Genomic DNA, 14,314 nt, shown 5'->3' with positions numbered 1-14,314 from the left:
TCAAAACCCCTACAAGATTAGCCTTTGAAGGGGGGTTGCTGGTTGTTAGTTGTTGGTTATTTGGAGAAAGCCACGAATAACTAATAACAAATAACGAATAACCAATTTATTGCGCCAGCAGCCAATCAAATAATTGATGGGCTAGTGCTAATTTAGTGCAAGGAAGAATCGACTTTTGATTGCCTGACTTGTGGAGAAAGATGCCTTGATTGCGATCGCTGCCAATGCCCGTATCTGGTTGATCGATAGGGTTGGCGACAATGGCGTCTAATTTTTTGCGTTTTAACTTATCCAGGGCGGGGGTCATAATATCCCCAGTTTGGGCAGCAAAACCCACCAAGATTTGATGGGAGTGTTTGCGATCGCCCAACTGAGCCACAATATCCGGCACTGACTCCAGGGGCAAACTTTCTGGCAAAGCACTTTTGGGCAATTTTTCCAGGCTGCACGATCGCGGTCTAATATCTGCGACTGCTGCCGCCATCACCGTAATATCCGCCGCCGGAAATAGTTTCAACATCGCATCTTGCATTTGCGCCGCGCTAGTGACAGAAATAGACTGAATCCCATACACCGAGGACATTAATCGAGAATCAATCGGCCCATGCACCAGAGTGACCGCCGCCCCTCGATCCATCGCCGCTTGCGCCAAAGCAATGCCCATTTTGCCGCTAGAAGGATTACTAATAAACCGCACGGGATCCAAATACTCGCGAGTGCCCCCCGCACTAATCAAAACCCGCTTACCCGCTAAATTTCGTTTGCCCCCCGTGTATAGCAGGGATTCTAAAGTGGCTTTAATCTCGTGGGGTTCGGCCATGCGACCATCCCCCACGCGATCGCACGCCAAAATCCCCGTCCCCGGACCCACTCGATGATAACGGCGGTCTTGCATCAAGTGCTGCCAATTCTGTTGCACCACCCGTTGTTGCCACATATCCGTATTCATCGCAGGCGCCAGCAAGATAGGACAAGTGGACGCCAACACCGTGTTGGTCAGCAAATTGTCCGCCATACCATGAGCTAACTTCGCCAGAGTATTCGCCGTCATTGGGGCGATCGTCAACACTTCAGCCCATTCGCCCAAATCGATATGTAGGGGTCGAGCATGAGTCGGTTGCCAAAAATCTTGATCCGTATAAGCGTGATGACGGCAAAGAGTCGCCACCGTCAGAGGCGGAATAAACTGCTTTGCCCCCTCGGTCATAATCGCGCGAACTAACGCCCCTTCTTTCGCCAGACTGGAAATCAGTTCACACACCTTGTATGCGGCAATTCCACCCGTAATCCCAATCAGAATCCGTCGATTTTGTAACATCATTAGTTGTTGGTTGTTGGTTGTTGGTTGTTGGTTGTTGGTTGTTGGTTGTTGGTTGTTGGGTAGGGATTCTTTGGTTGTTTGTTGTTGGTTGATGGTTGATGGTTGATGGTTGGTGGTTGGTGGTTGATGCTTGTTTGTAGACCGCTCCCCTGCACCAGAAGCTCCTCTGCACCTCTGCACGGTGAGCGAAGCCTGTCCTGAGCGCAGCCGAAAGGCCGAACCGCCGCTCCCCCGCTCTCCACACCCCACACCCTGCGACAAATCACAACCGTCAACGGTCAAGAAATACAAATATTAACTAATATTATGGCAAATATTAAAAATTGCATAAACGTCTTGCCAGATTTCATAGAAATGTACGACACTAAAAAAAGATCGGCAAAAGATTCAGTAGCATTGGAATATGATCGCCATAAATTCTCAATTAAACGACTTGATTTCCCAAAGCGAGGGTCGCTATCTGAGTAATTCAGAACTTCAAGGCATCAAGCAATATCTCCAAACCGTCTCGGAACGGGCAAAAATTTACGATATTTTGCAGGCCAAAAGCGACCCGTTAGTCCGGCTGGCCTTGAAAAAGTTCATGACCCTGCATCCAGACGTGATGAAAAAACACGGAAAACGTTGTTATTATGACATGACCGAAGTGATGCGGTATATCGCCCTGTCAGTTTTGCGAGACGATCCGCAATTTTTTAAAGAGGCAATGGCTTTGTGGGAAACCAATATTTTAGCGGCTTACCAAAAGCAATATCCTTGTTTGGTCTGTTATCGGTGTTTACAGGAAATAATTCACGAAAATTTACCGACTAATGTAACCAAATATATGGATCCTTATATTACCATTATGATGCAAGCTCTGGATTTACCGGCTAAAATGATGAATGCCGCCTAGACAATATCCAGAATTCAGTATGGGGAAATATTGGAAAAATTTGACATTTCACTAAAACAATTGAAGTGGGGTAATCAAGATGTCAGTCAACAAGTCATTCAACAAAATTGAACTCAAAAATACATCCTCCAGCGAAGAAAGAGAAGCGGTGCTGAAACCCATTTATCAGCAAGTGCTAGAACGGCAACCCTATCAATGGGAACGCCGCCAGTATTTGCAGGATTTGGAGAAACAATTTATTAAAGGAAAACTGGGGATTAGACATTTTTTGAAAGGTCTGGCAGTTTCGCCGCTTTATTTGCAGATTTTCTATGAAAATAGCTCTAATGTCAAGTTTATTGAAAATGCGTTTAAGCATTTTTTAGGCCGATCGCCCCATGATGAAAACGAAATCCGCGCTTGCGATCAAATTCTGGCAACCCAAGGGGTGAAAGCAATGGTTTCCGCTTTAATTGACTCGGACGAATATCGCAAGCTATTTGGCTCATTTACCGTTCCTTATTGGCAAAGCGATCGCACTTATGATTCTCCCAATGATTATTTAGAAAATCAGTTATTGCATAAAGAACACGCAGGCGATCGCGGCTGGGCAGTGCCCACTTTATATTGGCATGAACTCAACCTTGAATGTAAGGGGAATATTTGTCGTCCTAAGTGGCATCCTTCTTCTCGGTTACGTTCTGAATAAAAATATATCGGCTATATCGGCAAAAAACCCAACACAAAGCCACAAAAAAATCAACAAATTACCTATCAAAATTCCTTTGTGGTCTTTGTGTCTTGGTGGTTTTTTCTTTCGATCGCTGATTAATCGCATTGCCAGATTTTAATCGTTTTATCTTCACTAGCACTAATCAGAGTTTTGCCATCGGGACTAAAACATAACGCCAGAATCCGATTAGAATATTCCGGGAGCGTATGAATTAATTCCCCCGTGACAATATCCCATAATTGAATCGCCACGGTTTGATGCCCCAAAGAATCCCCTAAAAAATCTGCCGTGGCGACAGTTTTGCTATCTGGACTAATGGCTACCGCATAGACAGCCCCAAAATTGCCATACAGGGTGCGGACTAATTCCCCAGTTTCTAACTGCCAAATTTTGATCTGTTTTTGCCCATGACCGCTGACAATGGTTTGACCATTGGCACTAATATCTAAAGCATAAATCGCCCCAAAATATCCGTGAATGGTGCGGATTAATTCCCCAGTTTCTAACTGCCAAATTTTAATCGTGCCATCATCACTGCCACTGAGGATCTTTTGGTTATCTGGAGCGATCGCCACCACTTCTACTTTATGGGAATGTCCGTGGAGTTTTTGCAATAATTTGCCCGTGTCTAACTGCCAAATTTTTACGGTGCGATCGTCCCCCCCAGAGACAAACTTCTGACCATCTTGGCTAATACTCACCGACTGAACTTTTGTGGCGGTATTTCTCTGAGACGCACTATCTTTCACGGTGCGAATTAATTCCCCGGTGGCGGCATTCCACACTCTCATTGTGCCATCATCACTGCCACTGACTACGGTTTTTTTATCTGCACTAATGGCTACAGAATGGACACTGCTACTATGTCCCACTAAAGTATAAACAGATTTTCCTGTGGGTAAATCCCAGAGTTTAATCGTATTATCATAGCTGCCACTGACCAATATTTGCCCATCTTTACTGATAGCCACCGCATCAACCCAGCTACTATGACCTTTGAGAGTGCGGGTATTCTTAAAAGACCGAATTTTATCGCGGTATAATTCAGGAGCGATCGCTGGTTTAATCTGAGACTGAGACATTTGTTGCTTTTGAAGGGTTCTGAGGCAATGAGTATAGGGTTGAATCCATTCCCAGGTTATGCCATTTTCTGAAGCATAATTTGCTAAATAAAATAGTCTAGGATCCGATAATGGATTGACTTTGAGATAATACCAATCGGCGATAAATGCGGTTAAAACTTGGTGAATAGCGATCGCAATTTCTTGAATGACTTCTAAGGCTTTTACGGAGTCGATTCCCTCAGCTTCTAAGCTGCTTTTAGCCGATTGCCAATTCCACGAGGGCAGGGGATAAAAGGCAATATGAGAATTCCCAGGCATCCAGAAACCCAAATGGCAATTCATTTGAGTATCGGTGATATTGGTGTATAAAATAGCCGTAGGAATTGGGGCAAATATTTCTTGCATCATCGAGAGAGTGATTTTAGAAATCGGTGCCGGAAAATATGTTCCATAAAATTCTACCGGGGAAGCAGGCGCGATCGGTGAACTGCTGCCTAGGGGATAGTAGTGGTGAAAAAATCTTTCCAGTTGATCGGTGAATTGCAGGGTCAAGTTTTCGTGAAAAGTTTCTGGACAAGTTTGGCTGATTTTCAGTGGGGCGACTAAGATTAACAGGCGATGTTGTTCCTTGTGCGATCGCAAAATTTTCTGGGTTACGGTTTGACTTAATCTAAACAGCCAACTCTCCTTTTGCCAAATTTGCGGCAATTGTTCTAATTGATACTGAATTTTTTCCCCTTGCCACTTTCGCAACAGTTCCAGTATCACTTCAGTTTGTTGAGTCCGGTCTTGTAATGCTTCTTGCTGGATCTGTCGGATCGATTCTTCATTTTCTGGATGCTGAGAATTTTTTTCTAACTCTTGTTCTCGTTTTTCCTGTCGCTGCCAATAGCCACTAATAACGTTTCGATAGCTGTTGATTTCCGGTAACGGTGGCTGTACCGCCCCATTATCCTCTGAGAAAGCGATCGCGGCAAAAGCCTCCGCTAAACCAATCAAAGTCGGTTCGAGTTTTTCCGTGAGACTTTGGGCTGTAGATTGTGAAATTTGCCAAAGAACGTCGATGACAGCAGTGGGTAAAGACATATCAGCTAAGAAGGCGATCGAGGTTAGTAGCATTTAGTTTAGCCTAGCCTAGGGGAATTTGGGTAGACGATAATATTAATTATTAATTAATTATTAACCAAGAACTACTTAACTCGCCCTAATCCTTACACTTTCCGCTTCAAGCATGGGTAGGGTTGAGGGAAAAATCCCTTGAAATCATTGAGGAAAGTGCTGAAACATTAAAAATGTTAAATAAAAATTAAAAATTAACGATAAAAAAATAAGCAACTAAATATTATAATAAATTTTGAAGTGATTAAGCAATTTTTGAATTAGGATCGGCCATGATTTCTGTTGCCAATAAAGTTGCCAATAAAGTTGCCAATAAAATTGTTGTGATTACGGGCGCCAGTTCTGGAATCGGTGCCGCTTGTGCCAAACTTTTCGCGCAAGCTGGGGCGAAGTTGATTTTAGCTGCCCGCCGTCGGGAAAATTTGGCAAAACTTGCTCAGAGTCTCCAAGAAACCTATCAAACTGAGACTTATTTAATTGAGCTAGATGTGCGCGATCGCCTCGCCGTAGAATCGGCCTTTGCCCAGCTTCCAGAATCTTGGCAAAATATAGAAATTCTGATTAATAATGCCGGGCTCAGTCGGGGCTTAGAAAAATTTCACGAAGCCAGCATCGAAGACTGGGAAGAAATGATTGATACCAATGTCAAAGGCTTACTATATGTCTCTCGCACCCTCATTCCTGGGATGGTGCAGCGTGGGGCGGGACATATTGTGAATATTGGCTCAATTGCCGGTCGCGCTGCCTATCCTGGAGGCCATGTTTACTGTGCATCCAAAGCCGCCGTCCGCACAATTTCTGAAGGGATGAAACAAGATTTATTAGGCACTCCTTTACGGGTGACAGACATTCAACCGGGACTGGTGGAAACAGAATTTAGTATCGTGCGATTTCATGGGGATACCAACCGGGCGAATAAGGTTTACGAGAACTTAACCCCTTTAACGGCTGATGATATTGCGGATGTGGTTTTCTTCACCGTCACTCGTCCTGCCCATGTGAATATTTCCGAAGTTTTATTAGTCCCCACAGACCAAGCCAATGCCACCTTAGTTTATCGACATCAATAGTTATTTGTTAATTGTTAATAGTTATGTGTTATTTATTATTTGATTGAATAACAAATAACAAGCAACAAATAACTATTAACAATTAAGATTAAAATCTTAAACCCAACCCTCCTTGTAAAGAAACGGCGGTTTTATTGTCATTTTCATAAGCATCGAAGGAAAAAATGGCATTGCCAAATACCACCAGACGGCTATTGGGAACGCTATAGTCAATTCCGGGCTGAATGGCAAAACTACTTTGATCCCCCACGGGAGTTTTCCCGCTCATCACAAAAGACCCGCCTGCCCCTAGATAAACATCCGCTTGCCAAGTAAGGGGAATATCATAAGAAACTGTGGGGACTACGGCGCTACCGTCGGCGCTAAAGATGCCCTGAGCGCGAAGAGAAATCGGATATCTTAATAATTTATATCGAGCCGCTACAACTACCGCATTTTGCCGGTCTTCAGTCAGTCCGTTGCGATTGACTCCTTCGGTTAAGCCAAAAGAACCGCCGACCCCGACATAGCTGCCGTAGGCGGCTTGGGCAAGGACCGGGGCAGGGTTGAACCCTACCGCAGAGGCGATCGCCGCCCCAACCAGCAGGACGGATCTAATTTTACTGCCCGGATAATTCCAGAAATTAGCAAATTGATTCACGGATCTAACTCCTCACATCATTGAAATTGATTGACAAAGAATTGACAAAGATTAGGGTTGCGGAGTCATGTCACATTGCTCGTGTACGACCCCTTGGGTGCATAAATATGAGATTTGTTTCAGGTCTAAATTTTGCACTTGATTAAAATTTACTCCCTGCAATAAGCCCATGCCCAATGCTGGGGGTGACTTAATGATAAATGAATCGGTTTTTTGGGTTTTTGGGGATTTTTCTGCTGGCGCAGTGGCAAAGATCGCTCCTTGAAGGTTGGCTCCAGCAAGGTTCGCCCCCCGCAAGTCAACCCCCGTCAGATCCGCGTTTTGGAAATTGGCATTTTGTAACTGGGCATTGGCTAGGTTGGCTCCACTGAGGTTGGTTGCTGATAAATTAGCATTTTGTAAATTGGCATTGCTTAAATTCGCCTCCCGGAAATCCGCCCCCTGCAAGTCAGCAGCCCCTAAAGTAGGATTTCTAAAATTGGCTCCCTGAAAGTTGGCGGCTTTGGCGATCGCTTGCCCCAGGCGCCCCCCACCCAGTTGTGCTTGGGAAAAATCGGCGCTGACTAAATTGGCGCCCGTGAGTTTGGCTTGAGAAAGATTGGCATAGGTCAAATCAGCCCCAATGAGTTGAGCGCTGCTGAGGTTGGCATCAATTAAGTTGCTATTGGATAAGTTCGCCTGATTTAAGTTCGCCCGACTCAGGTCGATTTTTTCCATGATGGCGCTGGGGAGAAAGGCTTCACTCAGGTTCGCGTCTGCCATCAAAGCGCCGCTGAGGTCTGCTTTGACATCATCGAAGGTGCCGAAGCGGCGATCGGGTCCCGCGCTGGAAAATTGGCTGCCGTGGAAATTGGCGCCGGTGAGGATGGCACCCCGTAGCTGAATCCCAGAAAGATTTACTTTTTCCAATACGAGGGTAAACTTAGCCAAAGAAGAGGTGACTTGCCCTAGGTCAATGCGATTGAGATTAATCCCTGGCAGTTCGCTACTGTAAACTCGGAGAATTTTGGCGATCGCCCGTTGAGTTGACCGCTGTTTCAGGGCAGCGATCTGTTGTTCTGCCTGATTGCCCCCATAGCGCAGGGAGTCCAAATCCGTTCTCAGGGCTTGATTGAGTTTATGCAGGTATGGCAAGGCATTGGCCCCGGCACTGACTAGGGCTTGCTCAATACTAGAAATCTGGGCGGGGTCATCTTCTAAGGCTAATAAATCCGTCAACATTTTAATCCCCACTTCTGGGTGATTCAGACTACCCAGGGCAAGGATTGCCCCTTGGCGTTCGTTCGGGGCAAATTGATCTACTAATTTGAGAAACTTTTGATTTTCCTGTTCTTGGCGCGATCGCAGGGATGCCTGATTTTGCACATAAGCTTGTGTCCCCACCAACGCCCCCAAAATCACGATCATGGTGATCGCAATGCCGCAGACCAAGCCAATTTCTTGGTGTTCTCGCAGCCAACGAATGATTGAACGAATGATTGTTTCTTTCTCTTCCTGATGTTCCATCACTCCCTCCTCCACCTCCGAGGTCAAAATTTGACTCTCCGAGACGGCTGTAGACAGTTGCCAAGGAACCGATTGACTGGTGGGCAAGGCATTAACCCAAGTTCTAGCCCATTTATCATGGAGTGTCCGTTGTTGGGGATCGAAACCCGCGCTGATGTTGTCAAATAGCCACAGCATTCCCGTCAGTCCGGCTAAAATTCTTAAGTCCGGGACGGCGCCAGTTCCCCACCATAAGCTGTAGGCGATCGCCACAGGCAGCCAGAATTTGCCGATTCCTTCTCGCCAAAATGCCCGCCAAATTCCCGGTGGGTTGCCTGAGTCCGTCACCACTTGGATGTTGCACCAACGTTTCGCGAAAGTTTGGCCGGTTTTACCTAATTTATATATATGTGAGATCGCCAAAATTCCCGGTGCGGCGATCGCTACTGACCAGAATAAGTTGGTTACAGGGGCTACGGGACGACCGCACCAAATCAGCCCTTGATGGTCAACCTGGGGGTTAGAAGCGTTGCGGAAATGGCTGCGAATCCCTGCATCCCGAATCGACCCCTGGGGACAACCGGGGAGGGCTAATTTCACCGCTATTTCTTCGACGGCGATCGCCAAAACTGGATTTAACGGCACAAGCTTGCCGGTATGGTACTCATTGGCATACCAACCAGCGGCCAGGGGAACGGCTGTCACCGTGACAAACACCGTGGTTTCCAGGGTGCTGGCGCCCAAGCGCCGCAGGGATTGGAGGAGGCGATCGACTCGTTTGAGCCAATGAATTCGCCAATCAGGGCGATTCGCGTTGCTCGTCTCCTTCGCGGAATCGTTAATTAGATCGTCTTCTAGGGAAACATTCTCCCCAGGGGCGATCGTCTCTGAATAAGTGAAGACGCTATTATCTAAATTTCCGTTCACCGTTATTTCTTAATATTGGAAGACTCAGAAGCTAAAAATAGCTTATAAGCAAAATAGCCCCCCACGCCAATTACCGCCAGGGTCATCCCCAGGTTAATTAAATTCAAAACCGTGCGGAACACTGACAAACTCAGCATCAATCCCACAATCATCGTCCCCCCTTTGCCCCAGGTGGGCAATCCCTTATACCAAATCAGGACTTGTTCATAAAGAGACTTGAGAGAATTGGATAGCTCAGGAGTTGGTTTTAACGGCGAATCTGACTTGAGTTGCGTTTCGATTTCTTTTAATTTTTTCTGTAAGCGTTCCTGATTATTGTCTTTCATCGTAGGTCAGAATCAATGGGTTTAAGCGAAAACAAATATAAATAGAACTGACTAAGTTTGTCAGCCATTCACGGCCTAAGAGACTCGCGAACCGAGTATCCTCATGGTAGCATTGATCCGGTCTTTTATGCCACCACGAAATCAAGCATTTTACTGTAGATAGGGTCTAAATCTATTTACAGCGAGAGAATTCCCTAAGTCTTGTTTCTCAATTTTTCAGAGCCCGACAATTTACCTGCAACGTAATTAAGAAACCGGGTTTCTTGTAGGGGCGATCCGGGTGTCCCGGTATGAAGCAGAAACCAGGTTTCTCCTTTGTTATGGCTAAACTTCACTTAAGTAACTTGAAAAATACTGGCAAAAACTGGCAAAAATTTAAAATCCGTGTTTATAATTAGATTGTCCCGCAATATGGCTAATTAACAGAGGTTATTCCGGTGGAGATTAATCTCTGGTTGAATTCTAGAAAATCATAATCTGCTAACAATTAAAACTATGTTGCGGCTGGTTAGAGTCCCAAATAACTTTTTTCTTACCTGAATTAAGGATGGGTATGTCCATTCATTACCTTACTACTGTAGATTGACCGATGACGAAATCGCTGAAAACCCTAGGTCTATTGGTTTTCTGTGTTAGATGATCGGAACAGCGATGCAGGTAAACAAAAATACTGCCAAGCATCTCAATTATTGTTTTTTAATTTTACCCCCTAGCCATCTCTGCGTGTTTTAGGGATTACCCAAGATTAAGTTATCAATATCTTGGGAAAAGTCTGATTTGATCAATTTTTTTGTGATTCGGGCAATTTTTCCCTAATTGTCCATAATTCTCCATAATTGAGCGAAATTTCGTTGATATTTTCAGATATTCTGCGGAACTGAAATTTTGGGAATGTAAATAGTAAACATCAAGGTTAGTTAGATTGCAAATAAAGCAGCGATCGCGCGAGTCAAGGACAACTCTCTTGAGTCAGGTTGCTATAGCAAAAAATTGACCACGATAAACATCAATTTCTTTTTTTGAACAGGTTTTTAACACCTATGGATCTTCATCCTTGGTCGAGGCTATAGCAAACAACTGCTGGGCAAATCATTAGAAGCTTTACGGCAACAAAATATCCTGATGATTTATCTGGAAGTGGAAACCGAAAACCGGACAGCGATCGGGCTTTACCAATCCCTCGGCTTTGCCCCGGTTAAACTCTTAAAAGATTACTATCAACCCACCAGAGATGGCTTAAAAATGAAATTGAACTTAGTAGCCTAGAACCATCGGGAATAGTCGATCGCGAGAATAATTTATCACCACAGAGACACAGAGAACACAAAGAAAAAACACAGAAAATTTTCCTGGACTTTCTTTGTGTCCTTTGTGTCTTTGTGGTAAAATTATAAACTTATATTATGACGCATTATTTGCCAAAGTCACATCCTCATATAAATCCTCAAATCTGGTGCGAAAATCGATAGATTCTAAATAAATTTCACTCCCTGGATTGTATAGTCGAAAATTCCAATTTTCCTCAGCATTACGACGGAAACATTCGACGCGCTGGCGTTTTTGGCTAATAATGACATATTCTTGCAGGGTTGGTAATTGCTGATAGTTAGCAAATTTGTCGCCTCTGTCAAAGGCTTCTGTACTATCTGATAAAACTTCAACAATTAAACAAGGATATTTTTTATGATTCGTCAATTCTTTATCTCTGGCATCACAAGTCACCATCACATCAGGATAATAAAATATATTCCCGATATTCGCGGCTGACATATTCGCTTTCATGTCGGACATATAGACGCGGCAACCGCTACCTCGTAGATGATTTCTTAACAAGGCAAATAAGTTTCCGGCAATGGTGACATGAGCATCACTAGCCCCAGCCATTGCGTAAACTTCTCCATCTATATATTCGTGTTTGATGGGGCTGATTTCTTCTCCGCTTAGATATTCTTGAGGAGAAATATAATTTTGACTTGGATTGGCAATCATGGTTAGGAAAATTAAGTTATACCTAAGTTATAGCATTTTCAATTAAATAACCGTAAACATAACTCTGTCAGACACAGAGAAAGAAGTAAAGAAAAAAGTAGGTTGGGTTAAGCGATCGCGCAACCCAACAAAAACCAGACTTGTTTAAAGTTGGGTTTTTTTACCTCAACCCAACCTACATCTACATACAAGAAAAATGGCCTTTAATTGACCATTAGCTATCACTACTGCTACTAGAACTTTCTCGCTGTGCAGCGGCAACTTTGCTGCTGATGATGTCGCTAATTTTCCCTTTCATAAATGCTCGTCCGTAGGCAGTCCGGGCAATCAAAACTGTGCCGGTGCCTTCGTAAACATTCACAAATCCTTCTCCCGACAACATCGAACCCATGAAAGTTCGAGCCGCTTTTTCTACACGATAATCCAAATTACCTTTCCGGGCTACGGCATATTTGCCATCCACCACCAAACGGTTATTTTGTAAATGAATTTCCCGGATCGGTCCAGGAGTGGAGAGGACAAGTTTGCCCCGCCCCCGCGCCACGGTTTGGAATAACCCTTCACCACCGAACAATCCCGATATCAACTTGTTGCGCTTGGCGGTGATTTCTACGGTTTCCTCGGAAGCAAAGTAACCGCCTGCATCCATAATCCATTCCTCCCCTTGCAGTTCTAGGATATGGAAGCCGCCAAAGGAAGGTTCTAGGTATAGTTCGCCGGTGCCTTTGTAAGTAGGACGAAAGATATTTTCGCCGGTGACAGCAGATTTGAGAAATCCACCTAAGCCTCCAGTTCCGGCTGATTCCATTTGGATGTCACCGCGCATATAGTACATGGCCCCAGATTCAGCCCGGACGGTTTCATTTTGCAGGGTTATTTTAACCAGGCGCACACCTTCGCGATCGATGATTTCAATTTCTGCCATCTTAATTGTTAACTCCTGTGAGCCAGAATTATTTCCATTGCCGATATTGCCGATATTGCCGAAAAGTCACTTTAAACGGCCCAAAGCTGACGCAGCATCATTACTTCCCAATAGGCATTGGGTGCCAGCAGGACTGTGCCCGTTCCTTCGTAGGTGTTGACAAAGCCTTCCCCAGAGGTCAAGCTGCCCAATAATGATTTGGTGGCTTTGGTGACGGTGTAATTTAAAGTGGCAGAACGGGCAACGGCAAAAGTGCCATCTACCACTAGGCGATCGTTCCGAAGATGGACTTCTTCAATCGGACCTGGGGTTTTAATGACTACCTTACCCTGCCCTTTCGCGGTGGTTTGAAATAGCCCCTCGCCCCCAAATAACCCGGTCAGCAATTTGTTGCGCTTGGCATCAACCTGGACGCTGCCCTCAGAAGCCCAGTAACCGCCTGTATCCATCACCCATTCCTCGCCCTGCAAGTTCAGAATGTGGTAGCCTTCAAAGCTGGGTTCCAGATACAGTTCTCCCGTTCCCGTATAGCTGGGTCGCACCACGGTTTCCCCAGTGGCAAGGGCCTTGAAAAAGCCCCCAACCCCACCAGTGCCTTGGGACTCCATCCGAATGTCGCCGAGAAAATAAAATAATGCTCCAGCTTCAGCAAGGATGGTTTCGTTGTTTATCAGGACTTTGATAAACCGTAAGCCTTCTTCTTCGATGATTTCAAACTTGGCCATAAGTTATCTTTTGGATTCTTTATTAATATTCTGGCTAGTTTTTGGGGAATTGTCACCCCGAATTTTGCTGGGTATTCTGTAGGGGCGAAGCATGACCGCAGTAAATATCCGCTTAAAACTAATAACCTATGTACCGGAATGCGCGGGTCAGATATCTGTAGGGGCAAAGCATGACCGCAGTAAATATCCACTTAAAACCAATAACCTATATACCGGAATGCTTTGCCCTTTGCAAAATTCAGTTTACCCCTAACCTATAATTTTTTTGTTTGGCCAAAATATTGATTTTTTCCCAATAATTTGAGATTATTTAAAATAATATTCATAATTCACTAAAAAATCTGAGCGATCGCCGTCTAAATGCCCCGGCAACTGAACGCAACCGCGAACCAATTTTAGCGGTATTACAGCAAGTGCTACCCCCCACAGGGACAATTTTAGAGATTGCTAGTGGGACGGGTCAACATGGGATTTTTTTGCCCCTCGGTTACAACCCCGAAAATGGCTACCCAGCGAAAATCATCCCGAATTAAGACTCAGTATTGCCGCGTGGCAAGATGACCAACCGATCGCAAATCTTTATGGGGCGATCGCCTTAGATGTTTGTGAGAATCCTTGGTCAATTGAACGAGGGAAATTGCCGGATAACATGACAAAAGATGATTTAGTGACTCATCCAATTACTGCTATTGTGAATATTAATATGATCCATATTTCTCCTTGGCAAGCTTTAAGTAGGTGAACATAATTAATTGCACTTTTCGTTCCCCGCCGATAGGCTTTGGATTCCCGCCTGTAGGAAGGAGAGAGAATAGAGAATAGAGAATAGAGAATAGAGAATAGAGAATAGAGAATAGAGAATAGAGAATAGAGAATAGAGAATAGAGAATAGAGAATAGAGAATAGAGAATTTTCCTATGCATCCTCTTTCCTATGCATCCTCTTTCCTATGCATCCTCTTTCCTATGCATCCTCTTTCCTATGCATCCTCTTTCCTATGCATCCTCTTTACTCTTTCCTCTTTCCTCTCTTCTCTTTCCTCTAATGGGGTCTGCGGTGCATTTATTTCTGCCCGTAAACTTATATATTCTAGGGCAAATGCTCCCGCATTGAGAT

General features: G+C 44.6%; 12 protein-coding genes and 1 pseudogene. 5 read left to right on the top strand and 8 right to left on the bottom strand.

Annotation, left to right across the window (positions count from 1 at the left end; genetic code table 11):
- Positions 1–106: 106 nt before the first annotated feature.
- Positions 107–1,318 (bottom strand): bifunctional phosphopantothenoylcysteine decarboxylase/phosphopantothenate--cysteine ligase CoaBC, encoded by a 1,212-nt coding sequence (coaBC, locus tag AM228_RS11970; RefSeq protein WP_054466349.1) that lies wholly within the window; start codon positions 1,316–1,318, stop codon positions 107–109.
- A gap of 406 nt (positions 1,319–1,724) precedes the next feature.
- Between coaBC and AM228_RS11965 the strand changes: the two genes are divergently transcribed.
- Both AM228_RS11965 and AM228_RS11960 read left to right on the top strand, forming a co-directional pair.
- Positions 1,725–2,216 carry a phycobilisome protein gene (locus AM228_RS11965; RefSeq protein ID WP_054466337.1) on the top strand — a complete coding sequence of 164 codons (492 nt, stop codon included), beginning with the start codon at positions 1,725–1,727 and terminating at the stop codon, positions 2,214–2,216.
- Positions 2,217–2,295: 79 nt separating this feature from the next.
- Positions 2,296–2,904 (top strand): phycobilisome rod-core linker polypeptide, encoded by a 609-nt coding sequence (locus AM228_RS11960; protein ID WP_054466336.1) that lies wholly within the window; start codon positions 2,296–2,298, stop codon positions 2,902–2,904.
- 119 nt (positions 2,905–3,023) lie between these two features.
- On the opposite strand, the gene AM228_RS11955 is transcribed toward AM228_RS11960, so the two are convergent.
- A complete protein-coding gene (locus AM228_RS11955; protein ID WP_082348855.1) occupies positions 3,024–5,111 on the bottom strand; it encodes a WD40 repeat domain-containing protein in 2,088 nt (695 codons plus the stop codon).
- A 272-nt stretch (positions 5,112–5,383) separates the two neighbouring features.
- Here AM228_RS11955 and AM228_RS11950 point away from each other — a divergent pair, with 272 nt between their 5' ends.
- Entirely contained in the window at positions 5,384–6,181 is a 798-nt protein-coding gene (locus tag AM228_RS11950; RefSeq protein ID WP_054466334.1) for an SDR family oxidoreductase, read from the top strand.
- Positions 6,182–6,269: 88 nt separating this feature from the next.
- Here the strand turns inward: AM228_RS11950 and AM228_RS11945 are convergent, their stop codons facing one another.
- The 3 genes from AM228_RS11945 to AM228_RS11935 are packed head-to-tail and all read right to left on the bottom strand — an operon-like array spanning position 6,270 to position 9,559.
- Positions 6,270–6,821: a hypothetical protein gene (locus AM228_RS11945; RefSeq protein ID WP_156331711.1), complete on the bottom strand. Its 552-nt coding sequence runs from the start codon at positions 6,819–6,821 to the stop codon at positions 6,270–6,272.
- Between the two features lie 51 nt (positions 6,822–6,872).
- Positions 6,873–9,233, bottom strand: coding sequence for a pentapeptide repeat-containing protein (locus AM228_RS11940; protein ID WP_054466333.1), 2,361 nt, complete (start codon positions 9,231–9,233; stop codon positions 6,873–6,875).
- A gap of 2 nt (positions 9,234–9,235) precedes the next feature.
- A complete protein-coding gene (locus AM228_RS11935; RefSeq protein ID WP_054466332.1) occupies positions 9,236–9,559 on the bottom strand; it encodes a hypothetical protein in 324 nt (107 codons plus the stop codon).
- Positions 9,560–10,603: 1,044 nt separating this feature from the next.
- Here AM228_RS11935 and AM228_RS30960 point away from each other — a divergent pair.
- Complete coding sequence (locus AM228_RS30960) at positions 10,604–10,825, top strand: GNAT family N-acetyltransferase (protein ID WP_082348854.1); 222 nt, start codon at positions 10,604–10,606, stop codon at positions 10,823–10,825.
- Between the two features lie 135 nt (positions 10,826–10,960).
- Here the strand turns inward: AM228_RS30960 and AM228_RS11930 are convergent, their stop codons facing one another.
- The 3 genes from AM228_RS11930 to AM228_RS11920 form a co-directional block, all read right to left on the bottom strand.
- The gene (locus AM228_RS11930; RefSeq protein WP_054466331.1) at positions 10,961–11,548 is read right to left on the bottom strand and encodes a Uma2 family endonuclease; all 588 of its coding nucleotides are present in this window, start codon (positions 11,546–11,548) and stop codon (positions 10,961–10,963) included.
- Between the two features lie 214 nt (positions 11,549–11,762).
- Complete coding sequence (locus AM228_RS11925; RefSeq protein ID WP_072160743.1) at positions 11,763–12,473, bottom strand: TIGR00266 family protein; 711 nt, start codon at positions 12,471–12,473, stop codon at positions 11,763–11,765.
- Positions 12,474–12,544: 71 nt separating this feature from the next.
- Positions 12,545–13,198 carry an AIM24 family protein gene (locus tag AM228_RS11920; RefSeq protein ID WP_054466330.1) on the bottom strand — a complete coding sequence of 218 codons (654 nt, stop codon included), beginning with the start codon at positions 13,196–13,198 and terminating at the stop codon, positions 12,545–12,547.
- Between the two features lie 320 nt (positions 13,199–13,518).
- Here AM228_RS11920 and AM228_RS36765 point away from each other — a divergent pair.
- A pseudogene (locus AM228_RS36765) lies at positions 13,519–13,940 on the top strand (DUF938 domain-containing protein).
- The last annotated feature ends 374 nt before the right edge of the window (positions 13,941–14,314 follow it).

This window comes from Planktothricoides sp. SR001, assembly GCF_001276715.1.
In the GTDB taxonomy this organism is placed as follows: domain Bacteria; phylum Cyanobacteriota; class Cyanobacteriia; order Cyanobacteriales; family Laspinemataceae; genus Planktothricoides; species Planktothricoides raciborskii.
This window is presented reverse-complemented; position numbering and strand designations above follow the sequence as displayed.